Here is a 26,918-nt window from a genome sequence, read left to right on the forward strand (position 1 = left end):
TTACAATAACATTGGTGTTTTTCCAAACCGGCCTAGTCATGAGCGTGACTAGGTTTTTTTTATTACTTCTTTCATGCATCACCTCCCTATAGAATTCACACCTTTATTTCTGTGTGCCCCCGCAGCTTTCCCGAACTACTAATTCGGTTTCAATCGCAACATGCACCGCTGTTTCTCTTCCTTCCAGACGTTCCATTAGAAGTTGCACAGCAGTTCTGCCGATTTGCTCCGGAAACACTCGAACACTTGTTAGAGGAGGATTCATAAATGCCGAAACCTCAATATCATCAAAGCCTATAATGGCCATCTCCTCCGGCACTTTCACCTGCTGATCTTTTAATGCCGCGAGCGCACCAATGGCCATCGGATCACTAGCAATAAAACAAGCCCGCGGGCGGTTAGGTCTTCCGAGCAATTCTTTCATTTGCGCATAACCACTCGCTGTACTCCAATCCCCAAAGAACATAAACTCTTCGTTGTACAGTCCCTTTTCCTTCATCAGTTCCTCAAAATAAACCTGACGTTTATCTATCAAAACATCGTCTTGATGCTTAATCCATAGCTTGTAAAGATAATCCTGGCCGCCAATCATCCCAATATCCCGGTATCCCAGAGTTATAAAATGTTCGACCACATCCTTTACAGCCTGTTTAAAGCTGATTTTGACAGAATCATACCCTCTTAAATCCTCAACGATATGGTTGACCAGCACAATGGACTTGTGGTTAGGAAAAATCTTACTGATGTCATCCGTGTCAATAGAACCCATTACAATCAAACCGTCCATTTGCTGACAAAGTATCGGATCTACTTCATTTCCTCTGACCACTCGACCTATCGGAATCCCCAGTTCATCACAGCGTTTTTCAACACTAAGACGGATCTTGGCGAAATATGGATCCTCTTTCTCATCAACAGCAGAGGCCCATATAAGCAAACCTATCTGCTTGTTTGATAAATCACTTTCATGCTTCAATCGTTTCACACGACTTGGTTTATAATGCATCATTTCTGCAATTTGAAATATTCGCTCACGCGTCCCTTCACTTACAGAAAGAGTGGCATCATTGTTTAATACACGGGACACAGTTGCCGGAGAGACATTGGCTTCTTTCGCAATATCTTTTAACGTAGCCATTTCATCACCACGCCTTTTAGTTAATATATTTACTTAATATAAAAATTTTATCATGCATTTCTGTATATTGCAACCCCTTTCATTCATGGTTATCACATATTTGGAGGGTATTTTTTGGCTTATCTCACTATAATAGTGATTTAATTTTATTTAAGTGAGATGTTTTACTAATTTATTTACTTAATATATTGCAGGGAATTGCAGATTTATGTGCAATCATTTACCTAATAATAAAAAGGCTTCTCAAAAAGTTCAAATTGAACTCATGAGAAGCCTTTTTAATATATTGTCACACGTGGGGTCAAACCGAGTGAAAAGTGTGATGGGTGGCAGACACCACAAATGTATCTGTCGCTCACACAATTGATTCTGTGCATCAATCGAAAAAAAATGATACTATGTATGATGGGTATAAGACTTTGCTATCGCTTATATCGTTTTTATAAGTTGCAACAGGAGAAGATAATATGAGTAACGAACCAAATTTTTGGCTGGATTTACCGAAACCGTTTTTTATATTAGCACCAATGGAAGATGTCACAGATATTGTATTTCGTCACGTCATTAGCGAAGCGGCAAAACCTGACGTATTTTTCACGGAATTCACAAATACAGAAAGTTATTGTCACCCTGTAGGAAATGAAAGTGTTCGTGGTCGACTAACGTTCACAGAAGATGAGCAACCGATTGTCGCCCATATTTGGGGCAATAAACCGGCATTTTTTGAACAGATGAGTATTGATTTGAAGAAACTTGGTTTTCGTGGTATCGATTTAAACATGGGATGCCCCGTACAAAACGTCGCCGCCAATGGAAAAGGGGCTGGATTAATACATCATCCTGAAATTGCAGCAGAAATTATTCAAGCAGCAAAAGCAGGTGGATTGCCAGTCAGTGTTAAGACAAGATTGGGTTACTCTGATATTGACGAGTGGCGCGACTGGTTAGGACATGTATTGAAACAAGATATTGCGAATCTTTCCATTCACCTTCGTACAAAAAAAGAGATGAGTAAAGTACCTGCACACTGGGAACTAATCCCTGAAATAAAAAAATTACGCGATGAAATTGCTCCAAATACGTTGTTAACCATTAATGGAGATATTCCTGACCGCGCAACAGGATTGCAATTGGTCGAACAATACGGCGTGGATGGTGTCATGATTGGCCGCGGTATTTTCACCAATCCATTTGCTTTTGAACAAGAACCTAAAGAACACAGCGCGAAGGATTTTCTCCATTTACTTCTGTTACAGTTGGATCTTCACGATAAATATTCAACAGAAATCCTGCCGCGTTTATTTAAACCCCTTCTTCGCTTTATCAAAATCTATGTGCGTGGATTTAAAGGTGCAGGCGAACTAAGAAACCAATTAATGGATACCACGTCAACCGATGAAGTACGTCGTTTAGTAAAGCCTTTTGTAGATCAAGAATTAGATTGAAGCATAGCTACCTGTGCATGATTAAAAAAAATGAGAGACCTCCCAAAAGTTCATAGAACTTTTGAAAGGTCTCTCATTTTTGTACTATGGGGTCAAGCAGGGTTTCCTCTCAAGAAAACCCTCGATGCATAAGGGTTTGTCACCCTTATTACATCATGCCGCCCATACCGCCCATGCCGCCCATATCAGGCATTCCGCCCTTGTCTGGTTCTGGCTTGTCAGCGATTACCGCTTCAGTAGTCAGGAACATCGCAGCTACGGAAGCTGCGTTTTGCAGCGCGTAACGTGTTACCTTTGCAGGGTCAACGATACCAGCTTCAAACATGTTTACCCATTCATCAGTAGCAGCGTTGTAGCCGATGCCGATTGCTTCTTTTTTCAGACGGTCCACGATAACGGAACCTTCTTGACCTGCGTTAGCAGCGATTGTACGTACAGGCTCTTCAAGAGCGCGCAGTACGATGTTAACGCCTGTTCTTTCGTCTCCAACTGCATCTACAGCAGCTACAGCGGCATATACGTTCACAAGAGCTGTACCACCACCGGAAACGATACCTTCTTCAACCGCAGCGCGGGTTGCATTCAGGGCATCTTCGATGCGCAGCTTGCGTTCTTTAAGTTCAGTTTCAGTTGCAGCGCCTACTTTGATAACGGCTACGCCGCCAGCAAGTTTAGCCAGACGTTCTTGCAATTTCTCTTTGTCGAACTCGGAAGTTGTATCTTCCAATTGGGAGCGGATTTGGCTAACGCGTGCAGTGATGTCTGCTTTGTCGCCGCTGCCGTCGATGATTGTTGTGTTTTCTTTGGTTACGCGCACTTGACGGGCGTTACCCAATTGTTCAATGGTAGTGCTTTTCAGATCAAGTCCAAGCTTCTCAGTGATCACTTGGCCACCAGTCAGAGCAGCGATATCCTGCAGCATAGCTTCGCGACGGTCGCCAAAGCCAGGAGCTTTAACAGCAACAGCGTTGAACGTTCCGCGCAGTTTATTCACGATCAACATCGCTTGTGCTTCGCCTTCGATATCTTCAGCGATGATTACAAGCGGTCTAGCTTGTTGAACGATTTTTTCAAGCAGTGGCAAGATTTCTTGCGTGCTGGAGATTTTTTTGTCAGTGATCAGAATGTATGGGTTCTCCAGAACAGCTTCCATTTTGTCCGTATCAGTAATCATGTACGGGGAAATGTAACCGCGATCGAACTGCATACCTTCTACTACTTCAAGCTCAGTAAGGAATCCACGGGATTCTTCAACGGTGATAACGCCGTCTTTACCGACTTTTTCCATAGCTTCTGCAATCAGTTGGCCTACTTCTTCGTCAGCAGCGGAGATTGCAGCTACTTGAGCGATAGATTGTTTGCCTTCGATTGGTTTAGAAATTCTTTTCAATTCGATGACTGCAGCTTTAACTGCTTTGTCGATCCCTTTGCGGATAACCATTGGGTTAGCGCCTGCAGTTACATTCTTCAGACCTTCGCGGATCATGGCTTGTGCCAGAACTGTTGCAGTTGTAGTACCGTCGCCGGCTACATCATTAGTCTTGGTAGCAACTTCTTTAACAAGTTGTGCGCCCATGTTCTCAAATGCATCTTCCAGTTCGATTTCCTTAGCAATGGTAACACCATCGTTAGTGATTAGCGGACTTCCGAATTTCTTCTCCAATACCACGTTGCGGCCTTTCGGTCCAAGTGTTACCTTTACTGCGTTTGCCAAAGCATCTACACCGCGGAGCATTGCCCGGCGAGCGTCTTCACTAAATTTAATTTCTTTAGCCATTATGGAATTAACCTCCTAAATTTTTTGTGAGCATTTCGTAAGTAATTGAGTTACCACTTATGAGAAGCGCTTAGCCCAAGATTGCGTGAATGTCGCTTTCTTTCATAATCAAATATTCTTTACCTTCGTATTTGATTTCTGTTCCGGCATATTTCGAGAAAAGAACGCGATCGCCTTCTTTAACTTCCAATGGAATACGTACGCCATCCTTCAAAGCTCCGCTACCGATTGCGATAACTTTACCTTCTTGTGGTTTCTCCTTGGAGGAGTCTGGAAGTACGATACCGAAAGAGGTCGTTTCCTCCGCTTCGTTTGCTTCCACTAATACGCGTTCACCTAATGGTTTGATCATGAAAAAATAGCCTCCTTTAGAATTATGTTGTTTATCTTGAAAACAGAGATTAGAAACACCGTCGATCCTTAGGATACAGCGGTATTTATGGAAAATATCGACTTAACGCAGCAAACACCGGCTAATTCCATATTTTCCAAGCTCATTAGCACTCGACAGCTTGTAGTGCTAACAACAATTTTTATGATACTCAACTTGAGGCAGGATTTCAAGTCCTTTTACACAAATTCGTATTTGTTTTCGGAAAAATATGGTTTCAGAGGGTCGTCCGACACATACTCTATACCATTTTATCCACTCACGGACAAAATATGCCTTATAAAGACTTCGCACGATTCATTCAACCCTATGAATCCTCTTTCCTAACATAAGACGCCTCACGCGCCATATCCGCAGCTAGCTGCTTGCGAAAAACAAAGGCCGACAAGAGCACGCTGAACTCATACAGCACCAGCAATGGAATGGTTACCAGAAAATCCGAAATGAAATCTGGCGGTGTGATTACCACGGCAATGAAGACCAGCACGAAATAGGCATACCGGCGTATTTTACGCAACCGCAGTGGATTAAGAATTCTGAGCTTGGTCAGAAACATCACTAACAGCGGCAGTTCAAACAGCAGCGCCAGTGGCAGGACCAAACTAAACATGAAGCTGAAGTACTGGGCGATCCCATACGTTTCTTCAAGCCCCATACTTCTGGTAACCGAAATAGTAAAAGAAAGTGCCATAGGGAATACAATATAATAGGCAAAAGCGATACCAAGCAGAAAAAGAATAAACACATAAGGAACATAACGCAGTGCCGCGCTTCGCTCCGCTTGGCGAAGTCCGGGACTAATGAATGCCCAGAGCTGATAGACGATAAAAGGTACAGTTACCACCAGTGATACTGCCATGGAGATCTTCATGTACATACCGATTCCGTCCCAGAAGGAAAAAGCATGCAATACAAAGCCCTCGGCCAAATCGGCGTGGATCAAATAGTTATAGATTGGCTTGGCAACGAAGAGTCCGACCACCAATCCCGCTACAAAGACAATCAGCACATAAATAATCCGTTTACGCAGTTCAGTTAAATGATCAACCACCGACATTTCTTCCGATTCCAGAGACATGCTGACACCATCCCGTGACATTTCAATTTTCTTAATGAACAATTCCTGCTAACTAGAAAAAGGGGGTATCCTCAAAGTCTGGTACAGACTTGAGAAATAGCCCCCGCATGTATTGGTTCTATTTATTCTGGTAACCGTCTATCCTGTGGAACTTCCGCAACGACTTTCTGAGGGGCCGGCGGTACAGGAGCTTCACTCTTCTTCACCGATTCAGGTTCACTCATAACATCACGTGCGCCTTCTTTGAATTCACGGAAAGTCCGTCCAACTGCACGGCCCAGCTCCGGAAGCTTGTTTGGACCAAAGAGCAATAGCGCCAATATGACCAGCATAATAATTCCGGGAGTACCAATTCCACTTAGCATTGTTGTTATTCCTCCTTGTCACATTTGTCCGTTCATGATATTTTGTCGATAATTTAATAATACCATAACTTATATCACACATCCATCGACTATCTTTGGCTGCTACGATGATATGACAAGGACAATCAACTTACTGGCGGTACTGACCTGTGACCATGAGTAGAGCCTCAGGAAGCTGATCCATAATCGCAGCCAGATTCTCATGAACACCTTTAGGCGTGCCAGGTAAATTAACGATTAGCGTGCGTCCACGAATACCACAAATACCACGGAATAACATTACTGCACGATTCTTCTGCATCACCGTGTTCCGCATGGCCTCAGACAATCCCGGTACCTCCCGTTCGATTACTCGCCGGGTTGCTTCCGGAGTCACATCGCGAATCGCCAGATCTGTTCCTCCCGTTGTAAGCACCAGATCCGCCTGAAAATAATCAGTAAGCTCAATCAATGCCGCAATAATCTCATCTTGCTCATCGGGTACGATCCGATATTCGACAATTTCGCCCCCAAGTTCTTCTTCCACAAGCTCCCGAATAACCTGGGCGCTCGTGTCTTCCCGTTCGCCTCTGGCCCCTTTATCACTGGCCGTCAGGATTGCTGTTCTCCACGCCATAGGCTTACCCTCCCCTTTATGTACTATGTATGATTGGCTATAAGTTGCAGCCTTCGCGCTTAAGTGTATAAAGCTCAAGCTGTTATGATTCTTCCCGCGCGTAATCTCCGTTCTTCCCGCCGCTCTTGGAAATCAATTGCGTAGGTCCGATCATCATATCCTTCTGCAAAGCCTTGCACATGTCATATACGGTCAATGCTGCAACCGAAACGGCGGTCAGCGCCTCCATTTCTACACCGGTCTTTCCGGTAGTCTTGACAGTTGCTTCTATATATAGTTCATCTTCGCTGTTATCTGAGAAGCGGATATCAATCCCTGTAAGCGGCAGCGGGTGACACATTGGAATCCAGTCGGAAGTCTTCTTCGCGGCCATAATTCCGGCGACCTGCGCTACGGCAAGCACATCGCCTTTGCTGATCTTGCCCTCCTTGATGGCACTCATTGTCCCTGAATCCATCGTAACCATACTGCGCGCAACAGCGATCCGCTTGGTAATCTCCTTATCGCTGACATCCACCATGCGTGCTCTGCCCTCTTCATTGAAATGCGTCAATTCCAAGCTTCATTCTCCTTTACGGCAATGTAGTATGCCATTCTCCGTAATTAGCAAGTCCATAAATGCATCATGGTCAGCCATTGGCACCTCTGGAACGATTTGCATACCATAAGCCACACCAATCCATATAGGCGGCTTCGCGTGCTCACGCGGATTAGTCTCCCAGGCGGCTCGCAAGCGGTCGTAATACCCGCGGCCATAGCCAAGACGACCACCCCGAAGGTCGAAAGCCAGTCCCGGGACAAATATGGTCGTAGGTAGCGGTAGTACCTCTGATTCTTGTTGTGCTCCAGTTGAAAGTACAGGCTCGAGAATACCATATGCTCCCGGGGCCAGCTCGTTCCACGAGTGGACCTTGTGCAAAGTCATTGCTCCGCTTCCCGGAAGCACGCGGGGCAGCAGCACTTCACACTGCTCCTCCCACGCCCGCGTGATAAGCGGGCGGGTGTCCAGTTCAGAGCGGAACGGTACATAAGCCAGCAGTGATGCTGCGCCAACCGTCTTCATCCACTCCCATGCATGCCTGCAGACCAGAGAAGAGAGTTGCTCTCTCTGGTCTGCAGGCAGCTTGTCTCGGGCGGCAGACCTCTGAATACGCAGCTCCCGCTTTACTTCGGCGAGCAATGCACGCTTGCCCGTCATCGTCGGCTGCCTCCTTATCTAATCATTATTTATTTTTACTTATCTTTAGCTTTCTTTGCTGTTTGTAAATTCAGTTTACCACTCTTCTCCCCCGTTCGCCAAGATGGCTCTGGGCAAGATGTTCCCCCACTCTTCCCTTACATCCCACACCTGCCTAATGACAGACTCTCGCGCCGGAAACGCTTTTCATGTAAACTATAGATTAAGTTGTTCAGAACGGCGGCGGCGATTGGTGCCAAAGCGAAAAATGCAAGGGTGGAGGTTTCATCGTTATGCTTCTTCAAGCGACAGGAATTAGTAAATCATATGGTATACAGAGCGTGCTGGACGGCATAAGCCTACAGGTTAATGAGAAAGAACGGGTCGGTCTCGTTGGTGTCAACGGTGCTGGTAAGTCAACCTTCCTGCAAATTCTCGCGGGTGAAATGTCTTTTGACAGCGGGCAAATTCATAAAGCAAAAGAAACTACGATCGGGTATCTGGCCCAGAACAGCGGCCTGCAATCGGATAAGACGATTCATGAAGAAATGCTGGCCGTTTTTGCACCACTGATCGAGGCCGAGGCAGAGCTGCGGCGGATGGAAGCCAGTATTGCCGATCCCAGAGTGGCGGAGGATTCGAAACGTTATGAAGAACTGTTAGAACGATATGCGGTCCGATCGGACTGGTTCAAGGATCATGGCGGTTATGAAATGAATACGCGTATCCGTAGTGTCCTGCATGGTATGGGCTTTGGTGAATTCGCACCGGAAACGCCAATTTCCACACTGAGCGGAGGACAAAAAACACGGCTCGCCCTAGCCCGCATCCTGCTTCAAGCCCCTGATCTTCTGATGCTGGATGAGCCGACCAACCATCTCGATATCGAAACGCTCACCTGGCTGGAGGATTATCTGCGCGGTTATGCCGGCGGAATTCTGGTTGTCTCCCATGACCGTTACTTTCTAGACCGGCTAGTTACTGCCATTGTAGAGATTGAACGGCATGAGTCCCGGCGTTATACGGGCAATTACACCCGTTATATGGAACTGAAGGCGGCCGAGTATGAAATCAGAATGAAGCAGTTTGAGAAGCAGCAGGACGAGATTTCGCGGATGGAGGATTTCGTGCAGCGCAACATTGTGCGGGCATCTACTACCAAGCGAGCTCAGAGCAGACGTAAAGCACTGGACAAAATGGAGCGTATTGATCGGCCGATGGGCGACATGAAGAAAGCCAACTTTTCCTTCGAGCCAGATTTTATGTCCGGTAAAGAGGTGCTCCAGGTTCGCCAGGTCTCCGTTTCCTTTAATGAAGGCCAGCCCTTATTCAAGAATGCCTCCTTCGAACTACGTCGGGGTGAAACCGCTGCACTTATTGGCCCAAATGGGATCGGTAAATCGACGCTGCTGCAATGTATGATTGGAAGCCGTGAGCCCTCTGTCGGATCTGTGAATTGGGGTACCAAAGTAAAAATTGCTTATTACGATCAGGAACAGACTCATCTGAATCCACGCAATACCGTTCTTGAAGAGCTATGGAGCGAATATCCAATGCTGGAGGAGGCGCGAATCCGCACCATTCTTGGTAATTTCCTGTTCAGTGGCGAGGATGTTCAGAAAAGAATAGCCGCCTTAAGTGGTGGTGAGAAAGCACGTGTGTCACTGTCCAAGCTCATGCTGCGCGGTGCCAATATGCTTATTCTGGATGAGCCAACCAACCATTTGGACCTTGTCAGCCGTGAGGTTCTGGAAGCGGCCTTAATGGATTTTGAGGGCACACTGCTCTTCATTTCCCATGACCGTTATTTCCTTAACAAAATGGCCGAGCGTATTCTGGAGCTGCATCCCAGCGGCATCGATCAATACCTTGGCAATTACGACGACTATGTCGATAAAAAGCGGGAATTGGAGGAAATTGCAAACGAAGCTGCGGAATTAGCTTTGGCAACGGCCTCCAAAAACACCAATAATGAAGCAGCTGTACAGGATAAAGGTGCCATTTCCACCTTTGAAGCAGACAAGCAAACCAAACGCGAGGAACGCAACCGCCAACGACGTATTGCCGAACTTGAGAAGAATATTTCCGAGTTGGAGGAAAAAGTTGCTTTTATAGAGAATGAAATGACGAAACCTGAAATTTATCAGGATTATTTGGCACTTCAGGGCTATGAAGCAGATCTAAAGGACAAAAAAGCGTCTCTAAGCGGTTTTTTTAGCGAATGGGAAATTCTTGCTGACGAATAATGTAAGTGCTGTTTAAAAATATTTATTAACTGTTCCTGATTTGTTCATAAATAGTTATCCACAGCTCTATCCACAGATTTCGTGCATAACTCTCTCTCTAAAAAGGCCCTTCGGGCCTTTTTTTAGGCTTAAAATCGCTATTTGTGCTGTCAAGCATTTTTTATCCACCGAACTATCCACACTATCCACAATTTCCACTAAAATTTACTTATCGTAAAATCGACTTTTGGAAGAGCCAAAAAAGAGGCGTTATTGTTGATTTTACATGGTTTTTACACAATTACAGAGGAATATGTGGATAACTTTGTCCACAACTTGACAAAAGATGTGACGCGCTTTTTTCACAACCTTATTACAGTAAAAAAGAACCCGCCAGCTCCAAAGAAGACGGCGGGTACATTATTTTTACATTGTCGAATCGTTTAGAGCCTGCGTGGAGAGAAGTGCCGCATTGCAGGCCGCAATATAAGCAATGCCAGCTGCCATTACAATATCCTGATGGGTAGCTGTTCCTCTAAATTTAAGACCTTCCCACTCCACCATGACGGCTGCCTCAGCCTGGGCGTTCTCTCCGCTGCCCAAGGAATGCAGCTCTAGTCCTACAAAATCAATATTTTCAGCAATACCCTGCCCAATAGCAGCGATGATCGCTTCCAACGGTCCATCACCAGTGCTTGTATGAGAGGTTTCCAAACCACTCTTCAAGTGATGGACGGTCACTGCAGCAACACGGCGTTGTGCGCTGCCTGCCAACACTTGAACCTCACCCAGCTCGTAGACCTGAGCCTGCTGCCCGGTTGCCTGGCTCACCATTTGCAGCAGTTGGTCATCACTGACAACCTTTTGGCGGTCAGCCGTTTCCTTGAATGTCTCATACAATGCATCCAGTTCCGTTGGGGCCAGCGTTATACCATACTTTGCAGTCCGATCCTTCAGCGCATGCCTGCCGGAATGCTTACCCAGAATGATCATACTACGCGGAATGCCCAAACGCTCCGGGTCCATAATCTCATAGGTGCTGCGGTCTTTCAGCAGACCATCCTGATGGATGCCTGACTCATGCTGAAAGGCATTCCTTCCGACCACTGGCTTGTTATACGCAATGGGAAAATGCATCGCCCCGCTGATCAACCGCGAGGTTTCATACAGCTTATCCAGCACGATCCCCGTCTCTGCGTCAAGCACATCGCCACGTGTTTCCAGTGCCATCACCAGCTCCTCCAGCGCGCAGTTGCCGGTTCGTTCTCCGACACCATTGACGGTGACCTCAATCTGGGTGGCACCTCCAGCAATAGCCGCCAGACTGTTGGCTACAGCCAGCCCCAAGTCATTGTGACAGTGTGCGCTGTAACTCACCGTCTCTCCTCCTCTAGCCCCCAGCCGTACACGCCGGAACATTTCTCCGTATTCCTGCGGCAGCGCGTATCCGACGGTGTCAGGTAAATTAATGATCGAAGCTCCCTCTGCTATAACCGCTTCAACCATTTCGATCAGATCATCAATACCTGTCCGCGCTGCGTCCATAGCTGTGAATTCTACAACCTCACAGAATTGGCGCGCATATGCCGTCATCTCACGGGCGGCAGCAACGACCTCGGGTCTGCTCTTGCGCAGCTGATGGCGCAGGTGAATATCCGAAGAGGAGATGAACAGATGAATCCGCCGCCGATTCGCATCCTGCGTAGCCCGAACAGCAGCATCGATATCTCCTTTTACAGCCCGGGCAAAACCACAGATCTCCAAGCCCTGCACCTTGCGCGAAATCGTCTCCACCGCAGCAAAATCACCGGGGCTTGAAACCGGGAAGCCCGGCTCAAGCACATCAACACCCAATTCCGCGAGCTTGTAAGCCAGAACTATTTTTTGCTCAGGGGTCAGACTTGCACCGGGAGCCTGTTCACCATCACGCAGCGTGGTATCAAAAATCTGTATACGTTTCTTTACTGGAATAATCATGAGGTAACCTCCTAGTTTTTGAATATCCTTAACGTTGATTTCAATGCAGGACCGCACGTCGACTTGCGGCTCTGCAACTTATCCCACCCACTGCTGCCGGCAGCATCTTCTACAACAACGCAAAAAACCCGCCGTCTCTATATAAAGAGACGGCGGGTCACCCCTCCGCGGTACCACTCTTTTTGACGCATAAGCTACACATAGGTAGCCACTAGCTGCGTCCAGCTCTTCTTCCGGGACTCTCACAACAATAATAGTGTGAGCATTCTCCAAAAGGTCCGGTAACGGGGACATCCGTAGGCGGTGTATCACTTCTATTCCACCGCTCCGCTCCCGGGCGAGATTCAAGAGTTCTTGGTGACTGCGTTGCACCACCCCGCAGCTCTCTGTTCACCATCACTCTCTACTACTCCCGTTCATTGCGTTTATCTTATAACTTGCTCTCTGCTGTTCTCTTAAAAATGGACACAAAAAAGCCTGCCATCTCATGCAAGAGACGACAGGCTGTTAACCTTCGCGGTACCACTCTTGTTGACATCCTTCTATACCGGCTGGATTGCTGCCGATACCAAGAACATCCACTTTACAGCCGGTAAGTGGAGACGGATATTCCCATCCTTCCCTTACTCGACCACCCTCTCACGGAGGTAACCCGTAACGATGTACGAAAGGCCCAGCGTACTGCTTGCCGGTCAACGCTCTCTTAGCTTCCAGAGCATCCTGCTTCCACCGCTCCGCTCCCGGACGAGTTCAGGGCTCCTTCGACTGCGTCGCACCTGCCCGCAGCTCTCTTATCCCGGAGTATCCTTACTACTTCCATTCATCGCGTTTGATCCTTGTATAATTGGTCTGATTATACCTGCATCAATCAAAGGCTGTCAATAGGCAGCTACGGACCAATTCTCTAGCGAGAATCCGGGGTCAGCCACCATGTCCAGCGGTGTACCTCCGTCATGCTGCCACTTCACGTAGGCAGCCGCGCCAATCATGGCGGCATTGTCCGTACAATATATGGGTGGCGGAATGATAAGTTCGATACCTTCTGCTTTGCAGCGGGAGGTCAACGCTGTACGCAACCCGACGTTTGCCGCAACACCACCGCAGAGCAGCAACTGTTTGGAATCACAAGATCTTACGGCACGCACCGCCTTCTCAACCAGTACTTCGACCACTGATTCTTGGAAGCCGCGGGCGATGCCTGCTACATCTGGCGTCAGACCTTTCATCTTACTCTGATTCACTACATTCAGCACAGCCGACTTCAATCCGCTGAAGCTGAAATCATAGGAATCATGCTCCAGCCAGACACGCGGCAGCGGAACAGCTGCTGTCGCCTCACGCGCCAGACGGTCTACATGGGGACCGCCCGGATAAGGGAAGCCTAACGCGCGGGCTACTTTATCGTAAGCTTCGCCCACAGCATCGTCACGGGTGCGGCCAATAATCCGAAACTCACCTTCCCGTTCCATATGAACCAGTTCCGTGTGTCCACCGGACACGACTAAGGTCATATTGGGATACTGCAACTCCGCAACAAGCCGGTTGGCATAAATATGCCCGGCGATATGATGGGTGCCGATTAACGGCTTTCCCCAAGCTAGAGCCAAGCTCTTGGCAGCTACCACACCGACCAGCAATGCTCCAACCAGCCCCGGTCCTTGAGTAACTGCTACTGCCGTTAATTGCTCAGGCTTAATGCCCGCAACAGACAGAGCCTCCTCTATAATCAGAGTAATAACCTCCACATGCTTACGGGAGGCCACTTCCGGTACAACACCGCCATAAGCACGGTGAATCTCGATCTGGCTGGAGATGATGCTCGACAGCACCTCGCAGCCATCTTTTATAACGGCTACTGCCGTCTCATCACAGCTGGTTTCTATGGCTAATATAAGTACAGATTGTGCTGTACCTGCTTCTGTCTTCATTTCAAGTCCACGCTTCCTTCCATGATGCTCTACTCTCCGTAAGCCGGCAGATCTGCCCACATAATGAGCGCGTCCTCGCGGTTGTCGGAATAATACCCTTTGCGAGTGCCAGCAGAGCGGAAGCCTTTTTTGCGGTATAAATTCTGGGCTATCTCGTTAGATGCCCGTACTTCTAGCGTAATGGAGATCATGCCTAAAAAAGCGGCTGTCTTCATCAGCTCGTCCAGCAGCCGATCTCCCCATTTGCGTCCCCGATAAGCCTCCAGCAAGGCGATGTTCGTCACATGTGCTTCGTCAACAATAGCCCACATTCCGGCATAGCCGATAATGTGATTTGACAGCTCCATGACCATATATTTGGCAAAGTGATTATGGGTCAACTCGTTGCGGAAAGCCTCCTCCGTCCAGGGCATCGTAAAAGCTTCCCGTTCAATTACGAGAATCTCCGGAATATCCTCCACCTTCATCAGACGAAAAATAGGCTCAACTTCCTGCTCTCTTACCGGCTCCGATTCCGTCATCGTTTGTTTAAGCTCCCTTCGCTGCTTCGGCGTAAATTGGCTTCCGCTTCTGACAGCTGCGTATAATTGGGGATTAGGGTATGTATATCGTCGCTGCCTACCTGCAGGCGTTCCTCGCCAAGAAATCCAGTCCAACGTCCCTCAAGCTCATAGGCTACAACGAGAATGTTGCTAAGTTCCTGCAGTGGTTGAAGCGATTCCGCGCTGCCGTGCAGTCCAGTGTCCCCGACAAACCAGATCAAGCGCGGACTTAACCCATCCGCTTGGGCCTGAGCAAGACGTGCCGCTAAGTGTTCGACCCAATCCGCCATCAAGCGGATGGCATCTGGCTCAAGACGGCTGGGACTGCCTGTCCCATCCGCGCAGAATAATGCTGTGTAGGCTTGGCCCCGGCGTGCATCCAGCAATGGAATTATCCAGTCCGGACCCACCCCTTCGACCTGTTCATTTAAAGTCAGGACAGCCTCAGTCTGGCTCACAAGGCCCGCAAGACGCCCACCCCAAGCTAGCGCCTGTAGCGTAGATATGCCCGCTACGGGTACATTCCAGGCCCAAGCCAGCGTCTTGGCAGCCGTAACTGCGATGCGTGTCCCCGTATAAGAGCCGGGTCCGACACCCACAGAAATCCCACCCAGCATAGCAGCGGTTGTTCCGGTTGCTTGCAGCACCTGCTCAATAATGGGCAACAGATGTACCGAATGATTCCGCTCACCGGAAGCATTGATCTCGTGCAGCAATCGCCCATTCTCTGTTATGGCTACACCAAGTGTAGCCGTAGATGTATCCAGCGCCAAAAACCGCTTGCGCGGCTCTTTATTTTCATTCGTCATCTTTCTTAACCCCACTTCTGGCTTAAGTCCCGGCAAAGTTCGCCATAAGGCTCGCCGATTCCGGTTACCGTAATGATTCGTTCATCCAATCCGGTCGTTTCCATGTGTATGTGCATATGCCGCGGCGGCATCAACTCTTGTATAATACTGCTCCACTCCACCAGACAGACACCCTGTCCATAGAAATACTCATCTAGTCCAAGCTCGTCCGCTTCCTGAAAGGATATCCGATATACATCCATATGGTATAGCGGCAAACGGCCTTTATACTCTTTAATAATTGTAAATGTAGGACTGCTAACGATATCCTCAACCCCTAAATAGCGGGCATAGCCTTGCGAGAATGCCGTTTTCCCTGCCCCCAGATCACCGTCCAAACCAATCACCAAACCTGCTGTGGATACAGCCGCAATCGCAGCCGCAAGCTGTTCGGTATCCTGCGGACTGTATGATCGGTAAGTGAAAACCGTTTCGACGTTATTGTCCAACACCAACTACCACCTTTTAAACAAAATACCTGCAAAATTATAATACATTTAATTATATCGGTATGATTCCCTCACCGCAACAACTGTCCTTACTCAGTAATTCAAGCTGAAGGAGGAGATATCCTGCTCTTCAATCTTGCGTCAGCAGATGCTTTGGTTCCTGAACGTTGAGAAAGTAGACTGTGCAGGATCATCCCTAGAATAATCACAGCAATTCCTACCCACGACAACAAGGAAGGCCGTGATGTTGATAGAATCAGCATCTCGCCTGCTAATGCAAATAGAACCTCCAGCGACTGAGTGGCTTCCACTGCCGCCAAGCCGCTCATGCTGCTGCGGACCATATCGGTGGCACGAAAAAACAGGACAGTTGCTATTACTCCTGAAGATATGGCGACAATAACGGACTGCCCCACCTGACCCGCGGAAGGCAGACCTACATCAGCAAGACCGTAAATCCCGAGCAGAAGCCAGAACGGAAGACTCGCTAAGGTCATGCCAAGGATGCGCTGAAAGACATCCAGCCTGTCTCCGCAGAGTTCCATCATTTTACGGTTTCCAAGCGGATAAGCGAAGGACGCCACCAACACAGGCAGGACACCCAGTAGAACCTGAGTCATTGCCAGATGTTGTGCATGCTCTACTTGGAGCAGCGCCACTCCGGCTAGAATAATTAAAGACATACCTAACCCGCGAATAGGGATTCTGCCACGTATGTAAATTGGACCTTTCGGCCCCGTCATCCATTGCCCGAACAAGGGTGCGAGCAAAGACCCAGAGATAATGGTGATCTGCCATGTTCCTGCTGTCAGCCAGCCCGGAGCATAGGCTGCAGCATAACACAGCGGTGCATAGAATAAACCAAAACCTACTGTCCCCCATAATAGCCAGGCAGTCGGACGCTCTGCCATAACCAGCAGCAAGGGCTTCAGCCTGCGCCGTCCGGCCACGATAGCAATCAGGAAGGGTAAGGTGAATAAATAGCGCAGCGAGGCGCTCCAGGCCCAGCTTCCACCCGACAGCTCCATCCGTCGATTAAGCACAAAAGATACTGCGAAGAACAGCGCAGCGCACACGCCGAGCAATAGGGGACGCACACAATCATCTCTTTTCATTCCATATTTCTTTAATGTTATGGGTTTATATCTAACACCGTCAATCTTTGTTTCACCTATAGCTGCTTATAGCAAAAGGGGCTGACCCAAACGCCATGAAATGGCTACTTGTGCCAACCCTTGTTGTTTTTGAGTAGGATCAACGTTAACTCACATTTCCCACTAGTGCCCTTGTTCCTCCAGCCGTTCTACGCCAACTGTATGCGTATTGGTCGGGCTGGAGCCCAACTGTACCGTTGCCATTCCATTGTCCACATCCACATGCTCAATCCAGACCGGCTTTCCGTCCAAATGAACAGATATCATTTCTTTGGATGCATAAATATCCTGTGCCCGCTGTATATTCATTCCTGCACCTCCTCCATATATGGCGACTCCCCGATCATTTCCTCCGCATCCAGTTTTTCTGAATCGGCATCGAACTCGTCCTCCGGAACAGCTATGATGCTCTCCCAATCTACAACTTCAGCGGGAATATCCTGTTCCTTCAACACATCGCTCCAAATGTTCAACCGTTGTTCCATACAATCCCTCCGTTGCTCGCCCAATTAGTATGGGTACTTAGCTTATAAGCCCAAGTTTATTTTTTCCCATGCTTCTCAAAAAATGCATCAGGCTAGAAAAACCTTCTCCACCTCATACTAAGCCATAGTAGCCATTCTTATAATCTGGAGGAGATCTCATGCATACCGTTTGGAAAGGGGCTATCAGCTTCGGGCTTGTACATGTTCCGGTCAAAATGTTCTCCGCTACGGAGGATAAAGATATTTCCTTGCGTTACATTCATAAGGAATGCGGGAGTCCACTGTCTTATGTACGCAAATGTCCCGTATGTGACAAGGAAGTGGCTTGGGAAGAAATCGGCAAGGGTTATGAGTATGAGAAGGGCAAGTTTGTATTGTTTGATAAAGAGGAGCTGGACCAGCTTACGGAGGAAAGCAGCAAGAGTATTTCGATCCTTGATTTCGTGGATTTGACGGAGATCGACCCCATTTATTTTCAAAAAACATATTATTTGGCTCCTGACCAAGCAGGTGCTAATGCTTATCGTCTCTTGATGGAGGCCATGCGGCAGACAGGTAGAATAGGCATCGCCAAAATTTCGCTTCGTTCCAAGAGCAGCCTCGCAGCCATCCGTGTGCTGGAGAATTGTCTGGCCATCGAAACGATCTATTATCCGGACGAAGTCCGACCAGCTTCACAGGTTCCTAATCTGCCTGAAGCTGGAGTAGTGAATGATAAAGAGCTTGAGATGGCAAAAATGCTTATCTCCCAATTATCCACTCCTTTTGACGCGGCTAAATATACCGATGACTACCGCCAGCGGATGCTTGATTTGATCTCCCATAAAGTTGCAGGTGAGGAGTTCCATATTGCTCCAACGCGACAAGAGAATAATGTGATCGACCTAATGGCTGCCCTTCAGGCTAGTATAGAGGCGGTTCAGCATATCCCTTCTGAACCAGGGCCCTCAATATCCAGCAATACAAGCACCAAGCTACAGACAGCCACTGGTAAAAAGAAACCGGCTAAAGCCAAAGCAGCAGCATCTTCCGATGCGCAACGCACTACTCCAGCCGTTGCGGAACCTGTGGTGGAGCCTGCTGCGGAGGCGAAATTTAACAATGCCACCGGCCCGATCCCGGTTATTGCACCCAAGCCGAAACGTCGCAGTGCCAAAAGCAAAGAAACGGTGTCCTAGGAGGTCCGCTAAATGAAGCTTTCGCCAGTTACCCCCTTTGAACCCGTCTTGGCTGGTCAGTTGCCGGTTGGCAATCAGTGGATCGCCCAGATCAAATGGGATGGTGTGCGTATGCTCTCCTATTATGACGGGGATGGGACTGAGCTCATCAATCGGCGTGGAAACCGCCGTACAGGGCAATACCCCGAGCTTAATGATGCTCGTGCCTACAGCAAAGCCGATTCGATCATTCTTGATGGTGAAGTGATTGCACTTCTTAAAGGCACACCCTCATTTCATGAGGTGATGCGGCGGGACAGCTTAAAGAATGAGGCGGCGATTCAGGCCACCAAACATCAGGTTCCTGTCGTTTATATGGTGTTTGATATTCTGTATTGCAATGGCCTATGGCTGTTTGATCAATCTTTATCTCTGCGGCAGCAGCGCCTAAGCGAGATGCTGCTGCCGCATCCCCATGTTCAACTGGTCCCGAGCTATAGCGATCCTGCCGAGCTGTTTACTGCTGCACAAAGTAAAGGTCTGGAAGGAATCGTATGCAAGGATATTATGAGTACTTATGCACCAGGTGGTAAAGACAAACGCTGGCAGAAACGTAAGATCATTTCCGATATTACAGCGGTAGCTGGAGGGGTTACTTTTCGTGACGGTACGGTAAATGCCCTATTGCTGGGCTTATATGATGATGCTGGCAAGCTGCATTATATCGGGCATGCCGGTGCAGGCCGTCTGACCGTGGAGGATTGGCGGAGCCTTACCGTACAGGCAATCAGCTTAGCCAGTGAACAAATGCCCTTTGCTACTATTCCGCAGCGAAGCAAGGGCGCTTACTGGATCAAACCCCAGCTCGTATTCAAGATTCATTTTCTGGAATGGAACCGTTCAGGAACCCTCCGTCAGCCAGTTATTCAAGCTAGGGTCGATATCCCTGCACAGGCTTGTCGTATAGAGCAACGCATCACAGGAATTCCGCAATGAATCCCCAAGAAAGGAGGAGCATATTATGCCAGCAGCCATTAAAGGCTCCATTACCGTGAATGGACAAGCGATCGCTATTACGAACCCGGACAAGCTTTTATGGCCGGAAATGGGCATTACGAAAAAAATCTATCTGCAAAAGCTCGCTGCACTCTCGCCTTACCTCCTGCGCTATTGTCAGAACCGCCTGCTCACGGTTATCCGCTATCCGCATGGCGTGCCTGGTATGTCCTTTTATCAGAAAAATGCCCCGGAGCCGCTCCCTTCGTTTGTGAAGACGGCGACTCACGAGAATATTACCTATATTATGCTGCAAGGTTTACCCGAGTTGCTCTGGTTGGGCAATCTCGCCGCCTTGGAGTTTCATCCTTCGCTGCATTATGCAGGAAGTGAACTGCCCTGTGAATGGATGATTGATCTGGACCCCTCCCGCGAGGTTGAACCGCGCATCATGGAGGCCACCGCCATTGTTGGTGATGTACTGAGATCACTTGGATTGCACTCCGTCCCCAAGACCTCCGGTGCCACTGGAGTCCAGATTATTGTACCCATTCATCCAGGAGTCACCTTTGACGGCCTGCGCCGAATAGGTCACTTTGTCGGCCGCTTCGTGACCGAGAAACATCCTGAGCTGTTTACTCTAGAGCGCTTGAAGAAAAATCGTGGTGACAGAATCTATTTTGACTATCTTCAGCACTACGGTGGTAAGACCCTAGCCGCTCCATATACACCTCGCGCACGACCGCTTGCGACGGTATCCACGCCCTTGTTGTGGAGAGAGGTTGAACAGAATGTATCACCGACTGACTTCCATTTGCTGAACATCGAGGAACGCCTTGGCAGCAAAGGTGATCTTATTCAAAAAGTGCCTGCGCAGCCGGTGGAGGATATTATCTCGCAGTTGTCTTGAAGCTGCCAGGTGCAGGGATCAATACACGCAATAAGCCCGCAGCATCAGAATCATGCTGCGGGCTTATCAGACAACCAACTTAATGGACAGAAGGTATTATATGTGAGAATACGGCACAACGAAATTCCTTCACCGTATTTATTGCTCTATCGTTCGTAAATATATACCTTCTTTTATAAAAGCTCAGAAATGACTTCGCTAATGAATGGATTTTTTCTTGAATCGTCCACCCTTAACATCATGAATATTACCAATCGCGACGAATGCATCAGAATCCCAATCCTCAACTATAGATTTGAGTTTTGCCTCTTCCAAACGTGTGATGACCACAAAAATCACTTTCTTGTTATCACCGGAGAATCCGCCTTCTCCTTCCAGATAAGTAACACCGCGTCCAAGACGCTCAGTCAGCGCTTCTCCGATATCCCGGAATTTATCGCTGATAATCCATACTGACTTCGATTGATCGAGACCCTCAAGCGTAACGTCAATCATCTTAAAAGCAATGTAATACGCAATAAGTGAGAACATGGCATTATTCCAGCCAAACACAAAGCCTGCTCCAGAAAGAATAAACAGGTTAAAGAACATCACAACCTCACCAACTGAGAACGGAAGCTTTTTAGCTACAAGAATAGCCACGATTTCCGTCCCATCCAGTGATCCACCGTATCTTACGACTAAGCCTACTCCTACACCAAGAATCACGCCTCCAAATACTGCGGCAAGCAGCGGTTCAACGGTAATAGGCTTTACAGGATGCAGCAGTTGAGTACCAATAGACATAAGAATTACAGCATATAATGTGGATAAGGCAAAGGTCTTACCAATTTGCTTATAACCAACAACGAGGAATGGAAGGTTTAGCAGTGTTAACAAAATACCGAGAGGAATGTTGAAAATGTGAGACAGCATAATAGAGATACCGGTAATTCCACCATCAATCAAACTGTTGGGAACGAGGAATATCTCAAGTGCAACGGACATCATAGACGCGCCAATGGTAATCATAATAATTCGCTGTGCTAGCTTCGCCGTTTTAAAGGCACCCGACTTATGCGGCTTCTGACGATCCCCATTCGCAAAGACTTCTTGGCTTACAGTCATAGAACTCCCCCTAGAGTAACAAATAGTTTAGAAACTTACAGAAGTATAATTATCAGCCATACTTAAGCAAATTTCATTTTATACAATCTATTATATCATAAACGAACCCAAAAAATGAATGTAGAGGTGAATAACCTTCGAAAAGATGCTGTTTTATCACTTATCCTGTCATAATAGCGGTGATAACAGCTGACACAAGCCCTCAACACGCTTGACAAAATAACTCCTGCTCCTAAACTGAAGTGGATCTATATAATCACTGTGCTTTAGATCCTGTTCAAAGCCGGAAGCAAGGGAGGATATTACCGCCGGACTCAACAGCACCGCCGACAACTCAAAGTTAGAATAGAAGCTGCGCATGTCCAGATTGGCACTCCCTACCGAGGCTAACAGCTCATCCACAACCATGACTTTGGCATGCATGAAACCTTTGGTATAGCGATAAAATTTCACTCCTGCTTCCTGTAAATTCTCCAGATAAGATAACGTGGCATAATAAACAAGTCTGTTATCGGGCTTGGCTGGGATTATAATCCTGACGTCCACTCCACGAAGCACAGCACTCTTTAGCGCCCGGCAAATTGCCGGATCGGGTATAAAATAGGGAGAGGTAATCCAGATTCGCTGTTTAGCCGAGCACATCGCTGCAAAATACATCTCCTGGGAAGCATCCATATCTCCATCAGGTCCGCTCCCGACAATCTGTACTGCCTCCCTCTCCTCACAGGAATGTTTTGGAAACAAGCGGGGATGGCTCATTCCATCATTGGTGGCCAGTCTCCAGTCCTTCAAGAAAATATACTGGATATAATAGACAGAATCCCCTTCAAGACGCAGATGCGTGTCACGCCAGAAGCCCATTTTGGGACTCTTCCCTAAATAATCATCACCCACATTCATTCCACCAGTAAAACCAACGAGTCCGTCTACAACCAGAATTTTGCGGTGATTGCGATAATTAAAACGACGATCCAGCAAAGAGGTCAGCGGGGGCAGAAAAAAATGAAACTCAACTCCGGCCTTTCTTAATGTCCGTATGAATCTGCCGCTCAACTTGTGACTGCCCAGACCATCGCATAACAGACGCACCTTAATTCCCTGACGCGCCTTGCGGATCAGAAGATCCTGAAACTGTTCTCCAATCTCATCATCCCGAAAAATATAAAATTCCATATGGATATGCTCCCGAGCGCCTTCCATCGCTTCCAGCATGGAGTCGTAGGCCTCCCGCGCATTTTCCAATACCTGGATTCTGTTATGGCCCGTAATCGGGCTTTCTGACAGCCTGGAGAGCAGGGTTAACAATTCCTCATTGTGCTCAAACTGTGAATTACCGCATTCTGCTGTACTTCTCACCGCGAAGCTTTTACCAGAGACATGATTGCGAATTTCACGAAACAGCGAAATACATCTGCGGTTGATTCTGCGACTTTGTCGGTAATCACGACCCAGGAAGTAATAGAAAGCTAGCCCCAGCGGAGGACAACAGAGGGTAATAAACACCCAGGCCACAGCTCTTTGTGGACGTCGGAACTCAAGAAACACAATTACAGCAATTTGAATAATAAAAAGACCGAGAATTATCACGAGTATTTTCATACTAGTCACCCCTCTTCTAGTACAGGTTTTGCCGTAACTCTCTTTCTTTATTCAAACAAACCGTTGTCATGTTCACGAAAGACACGGAATACATAGAGTAGTAGGACAATTCGGATGAGCCTGAGAAAGATCTTAAGCTACAGGGCGGCTGATAGGCCGCAGGAAGGAGAAGCCATGAAGAGTCAGCCAGATCATAACCGGATTACGCTGCTCGTTGTCCAGGATGCAGGGCGTCCAGTCAGACAGCTTCAGCTATCAAGACCGCTGGCGTTAGCCCTGCCGGCTGCGGCCGTGCTGTCCATCTCTAGTCTGGTCACCTCCATGCATTATCATGCCTCACAATCCATCTCCCAGTTGGAAGCAGAAGCAGCAGCACTCACACTGACCAATCTCCGTATGGAAATGAAAGTCGCCGATAAGGATCAGACATTGCTGCAGCTGCGCAGCCAAGTGACCGAGCTCTCTGAGGAAGCGGAGAATATCAAAGGCAAGCTTAAAGGTGTGAGTGAGCTGGAACAACAGCTGCAATCACTGATTAACAAAGGCAAGGCTTCTACCTCTGGCACAACCTCCGGTACAAAGGGATTATCCAACGAGACGACCTCATCAGCACCCTCCGGGGCTACCTTTGGGATTCCGCCTGCCACTCCCTTTTCTTCTCTGAGCGCAGTCAGCTTTCGGCTTGGAGCGATCAGCGCTGCACTTGGCAGTATAGTCACCCCTCAGGTAGGCGGCGAATATATCGCTGTCCACCAGAATGATCCCTTTGAGCTGGTGAATCAAACTAAGGATGATTTTGCCGAAATCAGCAGTCTGCTTGATGAGATGGTTGATAGTATATCCAACACAATTACTGAGGCAAAGGAAGCCAACACCGTACATGCGAATCTTCAGGCCAAAAAGGCACTGGTGGAAAAAGCCAAGCTAAAGCCAGCTGTATTCTGGCCTACTCTATCTAAGGTCATCTCCTCGAACTTTGGTTACCGCTCCGATCCCTTTAAGGGCGTATCGGCCTATCATGCCGGTATCGATATCGCCGGAAATATAGGAGATCCTGTCTATGCAGCCATGGATGGTCAAATTACGACTGCAGAACAAATGGGAGCCCGTGGTAAGTATATTATTATCACGCATTCGAACGGTCTTGAGACATGGTACATGCATTTGAACGGTATGGTTGTATCTGTCGGAGACAAGGTGGCCAAAGGGCAAAAGATCGGTTTATTAGGAAATACCGGGCGCAGCACGGGACCTCATCTTCATTTTCAAGTAGTGAAGCAGAACAAGCCGGTGAACCCCTTAACATATGTCAAACCCTGAAGGCCCTTAAATTCAAGAATAGAATGGAGGAATTAACAATGTGGAAGAGACAGCAGCGCACTTCAATCAAAGCTACAGACTCTCTGATCGGACACGGAGGAACACTGGAGGGCAAGGTACATTGCGATACCAATCTGCGGATAGAGGGGACATTTAGCGGTGAAATTCATTGCAGCGGTACAGTTACAGTAGGTGAACAAGGAATAGTCCGTTCCAGTATTAGTGCAGAGGAGATTGTCATTGCCGGTAAGGTATTCGGCAACGTGAATGCTGAGCGCAGGCTAATTATGACAGACACAGGTCAGCTCTATGGCAATATCCTGGCGGGAACGCTAAGCATTATGGAGGGCAGCCTGCTTAATGGAGCTGTGGCCATGAAAGAACAGCCCGCCCCTGAAACAGCGGGCGAGCCGGAGAACCATATCCATATGGACAAGACAGCTGCTAAACGATCCTCCAAATCACAAGGCACTCTGGAGGTTGGTTAAGCGGCGACATCTCTTTTGCGGAATACGATCCAGGAAACCAACATGAATAAGACATAATAGACTGCCAGCACCGCAATCGAGAAACCGAGTGTAGATCCACCCGCTCCGGTGTCCGAGTTTATATAAACCGACAGATCCATGTGATTGAAGATTAAATATCGTGCCCATTCAAACCGATCCGGATTAAAGAGAAGGCTGAAGATGCCGCTCGCAAATATAATAAACAGCGACAGCCCTATAGCCAGACCACTAGCACGAAATACACTGGACACCATGAAGGCGATCCCGGCAGTCAGGAACAGCTGAATAAATTGACAGAGGATAACGAGGAAAGAATATTGTGCCGGACTCCAGCTTGAATTCATACCCGCCACTCCCTCACTGGAACCTGACGAGAAAATGAGCGATGCTCCCAAACCGAAGGCAATCAGTACACCCGTACTGAGCAGACTGAATAATACCAATGCAATGTATTTAGAGAGCAATATCTTGGAGCGGCTCCACGGGCGAATCAACAGTAGCTTGATCGTCCCCCAGGAAAATTCGCCCGCCACGGAGTCCGAGGCCACAACAACTGTAAAGATCGTGTTTAGGAAAAATGCAATCGCTATACTCACCTGGAAATTATCCCAAACCCCCATACCTCCGGAATTAGAATCCCCATTGCCCGTGAAATAGACTAGCACCGGAATCAGCGCACTCATGACTGCCAGAATAATCAGCATAATCCATGTGCGGACTCGACTATATATTTTGATATTCTCATTATGTATGAGAGCAGCGAAATTACCCAATACCTTCACCTCCTGTGATCTCCAAGAATTGATCCTCCAGCGAGCGGGCAAGTGTCTTGATGCTGTACACTTTAATTCCGCCTGTCACCAGCTTTGCATTCCATTCGGCGATTTCCTCCCGTGTTGCTGCGAGGACAATGCCTCCGTTCTTTAAGACTCCGCGACCGATCAGTGCCAGTGCTGCTTCGGGCTCATCCACCTCAAACAAGGTTTCACCGATCGGCATAATGACATCTCCTACCGTCTTCAGCTGTTTCACATCTACCAGCCGTCCATTCTGAATGATGGCTACACTATCGCACATCAGCTCCATCTCGGACAGCAAGTGACTGGATACGAAAACAGTCGTCCCTTCCTCCTGGCAAAGGCGGCGCAAATAGTCACGAAGCTCCCGGATGCCCTGCGGATCTAGCCCGTTCGTCGGCTCATCCAGAATCAGCAGCTTCGGCCGGTGCAGCAGCGCCTGAGCTACGCCAAGCCGTTGGCGCATGCCCAATGAGTAAGTCTTCACCTTGTCATGAATCCTCGCTCCAAGTCCTACCAGCTCTACAACTTCATCAATCCGTTGTTTGCTCACACCTGACACCATGCGCGCATATTGGCGCAGATTCTGATATCCGCTCAGGAACTTGTACATTTCAGGATTCTCTACGATGGCGCCAATATTGGCTACCGCCTCTTCAAAATGATCTTTAATACTGCGGCCACAGATCAGAATGTCACCGCTGCTAATGGAGATCAAACCCACCATCATCCGGATCGTAGTTGTCTTCCCTGCTCCATTTGGCCCTAGGAAACCAAAAATTTGACCCGCTGGAATATCCAGCGTTAGATCGCTAATTAGCGTCTTGGCGCCCATTTTCTTGCTCACTCCCTGCAGGCGAGCTACAGGTTCCACTTTTTCTGCCGTGTTCGGCATAGTCTCACTTCCTTTCATCTAAAACACATTTTA

At 48.0% G+C, this 26,918-nt stretch carries 27 protein-coding genes and 1 other annotated feature; of the genes, 7 read left to right on the forward strand and 20 right to left on the reverse strand.

Translation table 11 applies throughout. From position 1 onward, the window contains the following. Window positions 1–103 precede the first annotated feature (103 nt). Window positions 104–1,138 carry a LacI family DNA-binding transcriptional regulator gene (locus H1230_RS27215; RefSeq protein WP_239712933.1) on the reverse strand — a complete coding sequence of 345 codons (1,035 nt, stop codon included), beginning with the start codon at window positions 1,136–1,138 and terminating at the stop codon, window positions 104–106. Window positions 1,139–1,605: 467 nt separating this feature from the next. Between H1230_RS27215 and H1230_RS27220 the strand changes: the two genes are divergently transcribed. After that, window positions 1,606–2,583 (forward strand): tRNA dihydrouridine synthase, encoded by a 978-nt coding sequence (locus H1230_RS27220; RefSeq protein WP_239712934.1) that lies wholly within the window; start codon window positions 1,606–1,608, stop codon window positions 2,581–2,583. 148 nt (window positions 2,584–2,731) lie between these two features. Here H1230_RS27220 and groL read toward each other — a convergent pair whose 3' ends face one another. From groL to H1230_RS27255, 7 genes are all read right to left on the reverse strand, one after another. Beyond that, window positions 2,732–4,360, reverse strand: a complete 1,629-nt coding sequence (gene groL / locus H1230_RS27225) for a chaperonin GroEL (RefSeq protein ID WP_239712935.1) — start codon at window positions 4,358–4,360, stop codon at window positions 2,732–2,734. Window positions 4,361–4,430: 70 nt separating this feature from the next. Beyond that, window positions 4,431–4,712, reverse strand: coding sequence for a co-chaperone GroES (groES, locus tag H1230_RS27230; protein WP_154116313.1), 282 nt, complete (start codon window positions 4,710–4,712; stop codon window positions 4,431–4,433). Window positions 4,713–5,058: 346 nt separating this feature from the next. Further along, window positions 5,059–5,829 carry a twin-arginine translocase subunit TatC gene (tatC, locus tag H1230_RS27235; protein ID WP_239712936.1) on the reverse strand — a complete coding sequence of 257 codons (771 nt, stop codon included), beginning with the start codon at window positions 5,827–5,829 and terminating at the stop codon, window positions 5,059–5,061. Window positions 5,830–5,951: 122 nt separating this feature from the next. Beyond that, window positions 5,952–6,194 carry a twin-arginine translocase TatA/TatE family subunit gene (locus H1230_RS27240; protein ID WP_154116309.1) on the reverse strand — a complete coding sequence of 81 codons (243 nt, stop codon included), beginning with the start codon at window positions 6,192–6,194 and terminating at the stop codon, window positions 5,952–5,954. Between the two features lie 130 nt (window positions 6,195–6,324). Beyond that, a complete protein-coding gene (locus H1230_RS27245) occupies window positions 6,325–6,810 on the reverse strand; it encodes a MogA/MoaB family molybdenum cofactor biosynthesis protein (protein WP_154116307.1) in 486 nt (161 codons plus the stop codon). An 82-nt stretch (window positions 6,811–6,892) separates the two neighbouring features. Continuing rightward, on the reverse strand, window positions 6,893–7,369 hold the full coding sequence (gene moaC / locus H1230_RS27250) for a cyclic pyranopterin monophosphate synthase MoaC (RefSeq protein ID WP_275590997.1): 477 nt from the start codon (window positions 7,367–7,369) through the stop codon (window positions 6,893–6,895). Between the two features lie 3 nt (window positions 7,370–7,372). Beyond that, window positions 7,373–8,008 carry a 5-formyltetrahydrofolate cyclo-ligase gene (locus tag H1230_RS27255; protein ID WP_239712937.1) on the reverse strand — a complete coding sequence of 212 codons (636 nt, stop codon included), beginning with the start codon at window positions 8,006–8,008 and terminating at the stop codon, window positions 7,373–7,375. Between the two features lie 272 nt (window positions 8,009–8,280). On the opposite strand from H1230_RS27255, the gene H1230_RS27260 reads away from it, so the two are divergent. Further along, window positions 8,281–10,233, forward strand: coding sequence for an ABC-F family ATP-binding cassette domain-containing protein (locus tag H1230_RS27260; RefSeq protein WP_239712938.1), 1,953 nt, complete (start codon window positions 8,281–8,283; stop codon window positions 10,231–10,233). A 405-nt stretch (window positions 10,234–10,638) separates the two neighbouring features. Here the strand turns inward: H1230_RS27260 and H1230_RS27265 are convergent, their stop codons facing one another. The 8 genes from H1230_RS27265 to H1230_RS27300 all read right to left on the reverse strand — a co-directional run bounded on the left by H1230_RS27265 (window position 10,639) and on the right by H1230_RS27300 (window position 17,595). Further along, window positions 10,639–12,189, reverse strand: coding sequence for a 2-isopropylmalate synthase (locus H1230_RS27265; protein WP_239712939.1), 1,551 nt, complete (start codon window positions 12,187–12,189; stop codon window positions 10,639–10,641). Window positions 12,190–12,331: 142 nt separating this feature from the next. Further along, window positions 12,332–12,618: a binding site (T-box leader), on the reverse strand. 449 nt (window positions 12,619–13,067) lie between these two features. Beyond that, complete coding sequence (gene tsaD / locus H1230_RS27270) at window positions 13,068–14,117, reverse strand: tRNA (adenosine(37)-N6)-threonylcarbamoyltransferase complex transferase subunit TsaD (RefSeq protein ID WP_239712940.1); 1,050 nt, start codon at window positions 14,115–14,117, stop codon at window positions 13,068–13,070. Between the two features lie 29 nt (window positions 14,118–14,146). After that, window positions 14,147–14,638, reverse strand: a complete 492-nt coding sequence (rimI, locus tag H1230_RS27275) for a ribosomal protein S18-alanine N-acetyltransferase (RefSeq protein ID WP_239712941.1) — start codon at window positions 14,636–14,638, stop codon at window positions 14,147–14,149. Further along, window positions 14,635–15,468: a tRNA (adenosine(37)-N6)-threonylcarbamoyltransferase complex dimerization subunit type 1 TsaB gene (gene tsaB / locus H1230_RS27280; RefSeq protein WP_239712942.1), complete on the reverse strand. Its 834-nt coding sequence runs from the start codon at window positions 15,466–15,468 to the stop codon at window positions 14,635–14,637. The genes rimI and tsaB overlap by 4 nt, the downstream gene beginning before the upstream one ends. 5 nt (window positions 15,469–15,473) lie before the next feature. Then, window positions 15,474–15,956, reverse strand: coding sequence for a tRNA (adenosine(37)-N6)-threonylcarbamoyltransferase complex ATPase subunit type 1 TsaE (gene tsaE, locus H1230_RS27285; protein WP_239712943.1), 483 nt, complete (start codon window positions 15,954–15,956; stop codon window positions 15,474–15,476). Window positions 15,957–16,057: 101 nt separating this feature from the next. Then, window positions 16,058–17,053 carry a DMT family transporter gene (locus H1230_RS27290; protein WP_239712944.1) on the reverse strand — a complete coding sequence of 332 codons (996 nt, stop codon included), beginning with the start codon at window positions 17,051–17,053 and terminating at the stop codon, window positions 16,058–16,060. A 180-nt stretch (window positions 17,054–17,233) separates the two neighbouring features. Beyond that, entirely contained in the window at window positions 17,234–17,419 is a 186-nt protein-coding gene (locus H1230_RS27295; RefSeq protein WP_154116287.1) for an H-type small acid-soluble spore protein, read from the reverse strand. Continuing rightward, a complete protein-coding gene (locus H1230_RS27300; protein WP_239712945.1) occupies window positions 17,416–17,595 on the reverse strand; it encodes a hypothetical protein in 180 nt (59 codons plus the stop codon). Before H1230_RS27300 ends, H1230_RS27295 begins: the two co-directional genes overlap by 4 nt. A 158-nt stretch (window positions 17,596–17,753) precedes the next feature. On the opposite strand from H1230_RS27300, the gene ku reads away from it, so the two are divergent. The 3 genes from ku to ligD are packed head-to-tail and all read left to right on the forward strand — an operon-like array spanning window position 17,754 to window position 20,658. Then, window positions 17,754–18,773 carry a non-homologous end joining protein Ku gene (gene ku / locus H1230_RS27305; protein WP_239712946.1) on the forward strand — a complete coding sequence of 340 codons (1,020 nt, stop codon included), beginning with the start codon at window positions 17,754–17,756 and terminating at the stop codon, window positions 18,771–18,773. Between the two features lie 12 nt (window positions 18,774–18,785). Further along, the gene (locus H1230_RS27310) at window positions 18,786–19,748 is read left to right on the forward strand and encodes an ATP-dependent DNA ligase (RefSeq protein ID WP_239712947.1); all 963 of its coding nucleotides are present in this window, start codon (window positions 18,786–18,788) and stop codon (window positions 19,746–19,748) included. A gap of 25 nt (window positions 19,749–19,773) precedes the next feature. Beyond that, entirely contained in the window at window positions 19,774–20,658 is an 885-nt protein-coding gene (gene ligD / locus H1230_RS27315; protein WP_239712948.1) for a non-homologous end-joining DNA ligase, read from the forward strand. 198 nt (window positions 20,659–20,856) lie between these two features. Here ligD and H1230_RS27320 read toward each other — a convergent pair whose 3' ends face one another. Further along, entirely contained in the window at window positions 20,857–21,765 is a 909-nt protein-coding gene (locus H1230_RS27320) for a YitT family protein (RefSeq protein WP_239712949.1), read from the reverse strand. Window positions 21,766–21,933: 168 nt separating this feature from the next. Then, window positions 21,934–23,364, reverse strand: coding sequence for a cardiolipin synthase (cls, locus tag H1230_RS27325; protein WP_239712950.1), 1,431 nt, complete (start codon window positions 23,362–23,364; stop codon window positions 21,934–21,936). Window positions 23,365–23,538: 174 nt separating this feature from the next. On the opposite strand from cls, the gene H1230_RS31455 reads away from it, so the two are divergent. Both H1230_RS31455 and H1230_RS27335 read left to right on the forward strand, forming a co-directional pair. Further along, on the forward strand, window positions 23,539–24,684 hold the full coding sequence (locus H1230_RS31455) for a M23 family metallopeptidase (protein ID WP_275590999.1): 1,146 nt from the start codon (window positions 23,539–23,541) through the stop codon (window positions 24,682–24,684). Window positions 24,685–24,722: 38 nt separating this feature from the next. Beyond that, window positions 24,723–25,172: a bactofilin family protein gene (locus H1230_RS27335; protein WP_239712951.1), complete on the forward strand. Its 450-nt coding sequence runs from the start codon at window positions 24,723–24,725 to the stop codon at window positions 25,170–25,172. On the opposite strand, the gene H1230_RS27340 is transcribed toward H1230_RS27335, so the two are convergent. Continuing rightward, entirely contained in the window at window positions 25,169–25,966 is a 798-nt protein-coding gene (locus tag H1230_RS27340) for an ABC transporter permease (protein WP_239712952.1), read from the reverse strand. The genes H1230_RS27335 and H1230_RS27340 overlap by 4 nt on opposite strands. Then, window positions 25,959–26,885: an ABC transporter ATP-binding protein gene (locus tag H1230_RS27345; protein ID WP_239712953.1), complete on the reverse strand. Its 927-nt coding sequence runs from the start codon at window positions 26,883–26,885 to the stop codon at window positions 25,959–25,961. Before H1230_RS27345 ends, H1230_RS27340 begins: the two co-directional genes overlap by 8 nt. Window positions 26,886–26,918: the final 33 nt, after the last annotated feature.

Origin of the sequence: Paenibacillus sp. 19GGS1-52, assembly GCF_022369515.1 — a bacterium.
Taxonomy (GTDB): Bacteria; Bacillota; Bacilli; order Paenibacillales; family Paenibacillaceae; genus Paenibacillus_AQ.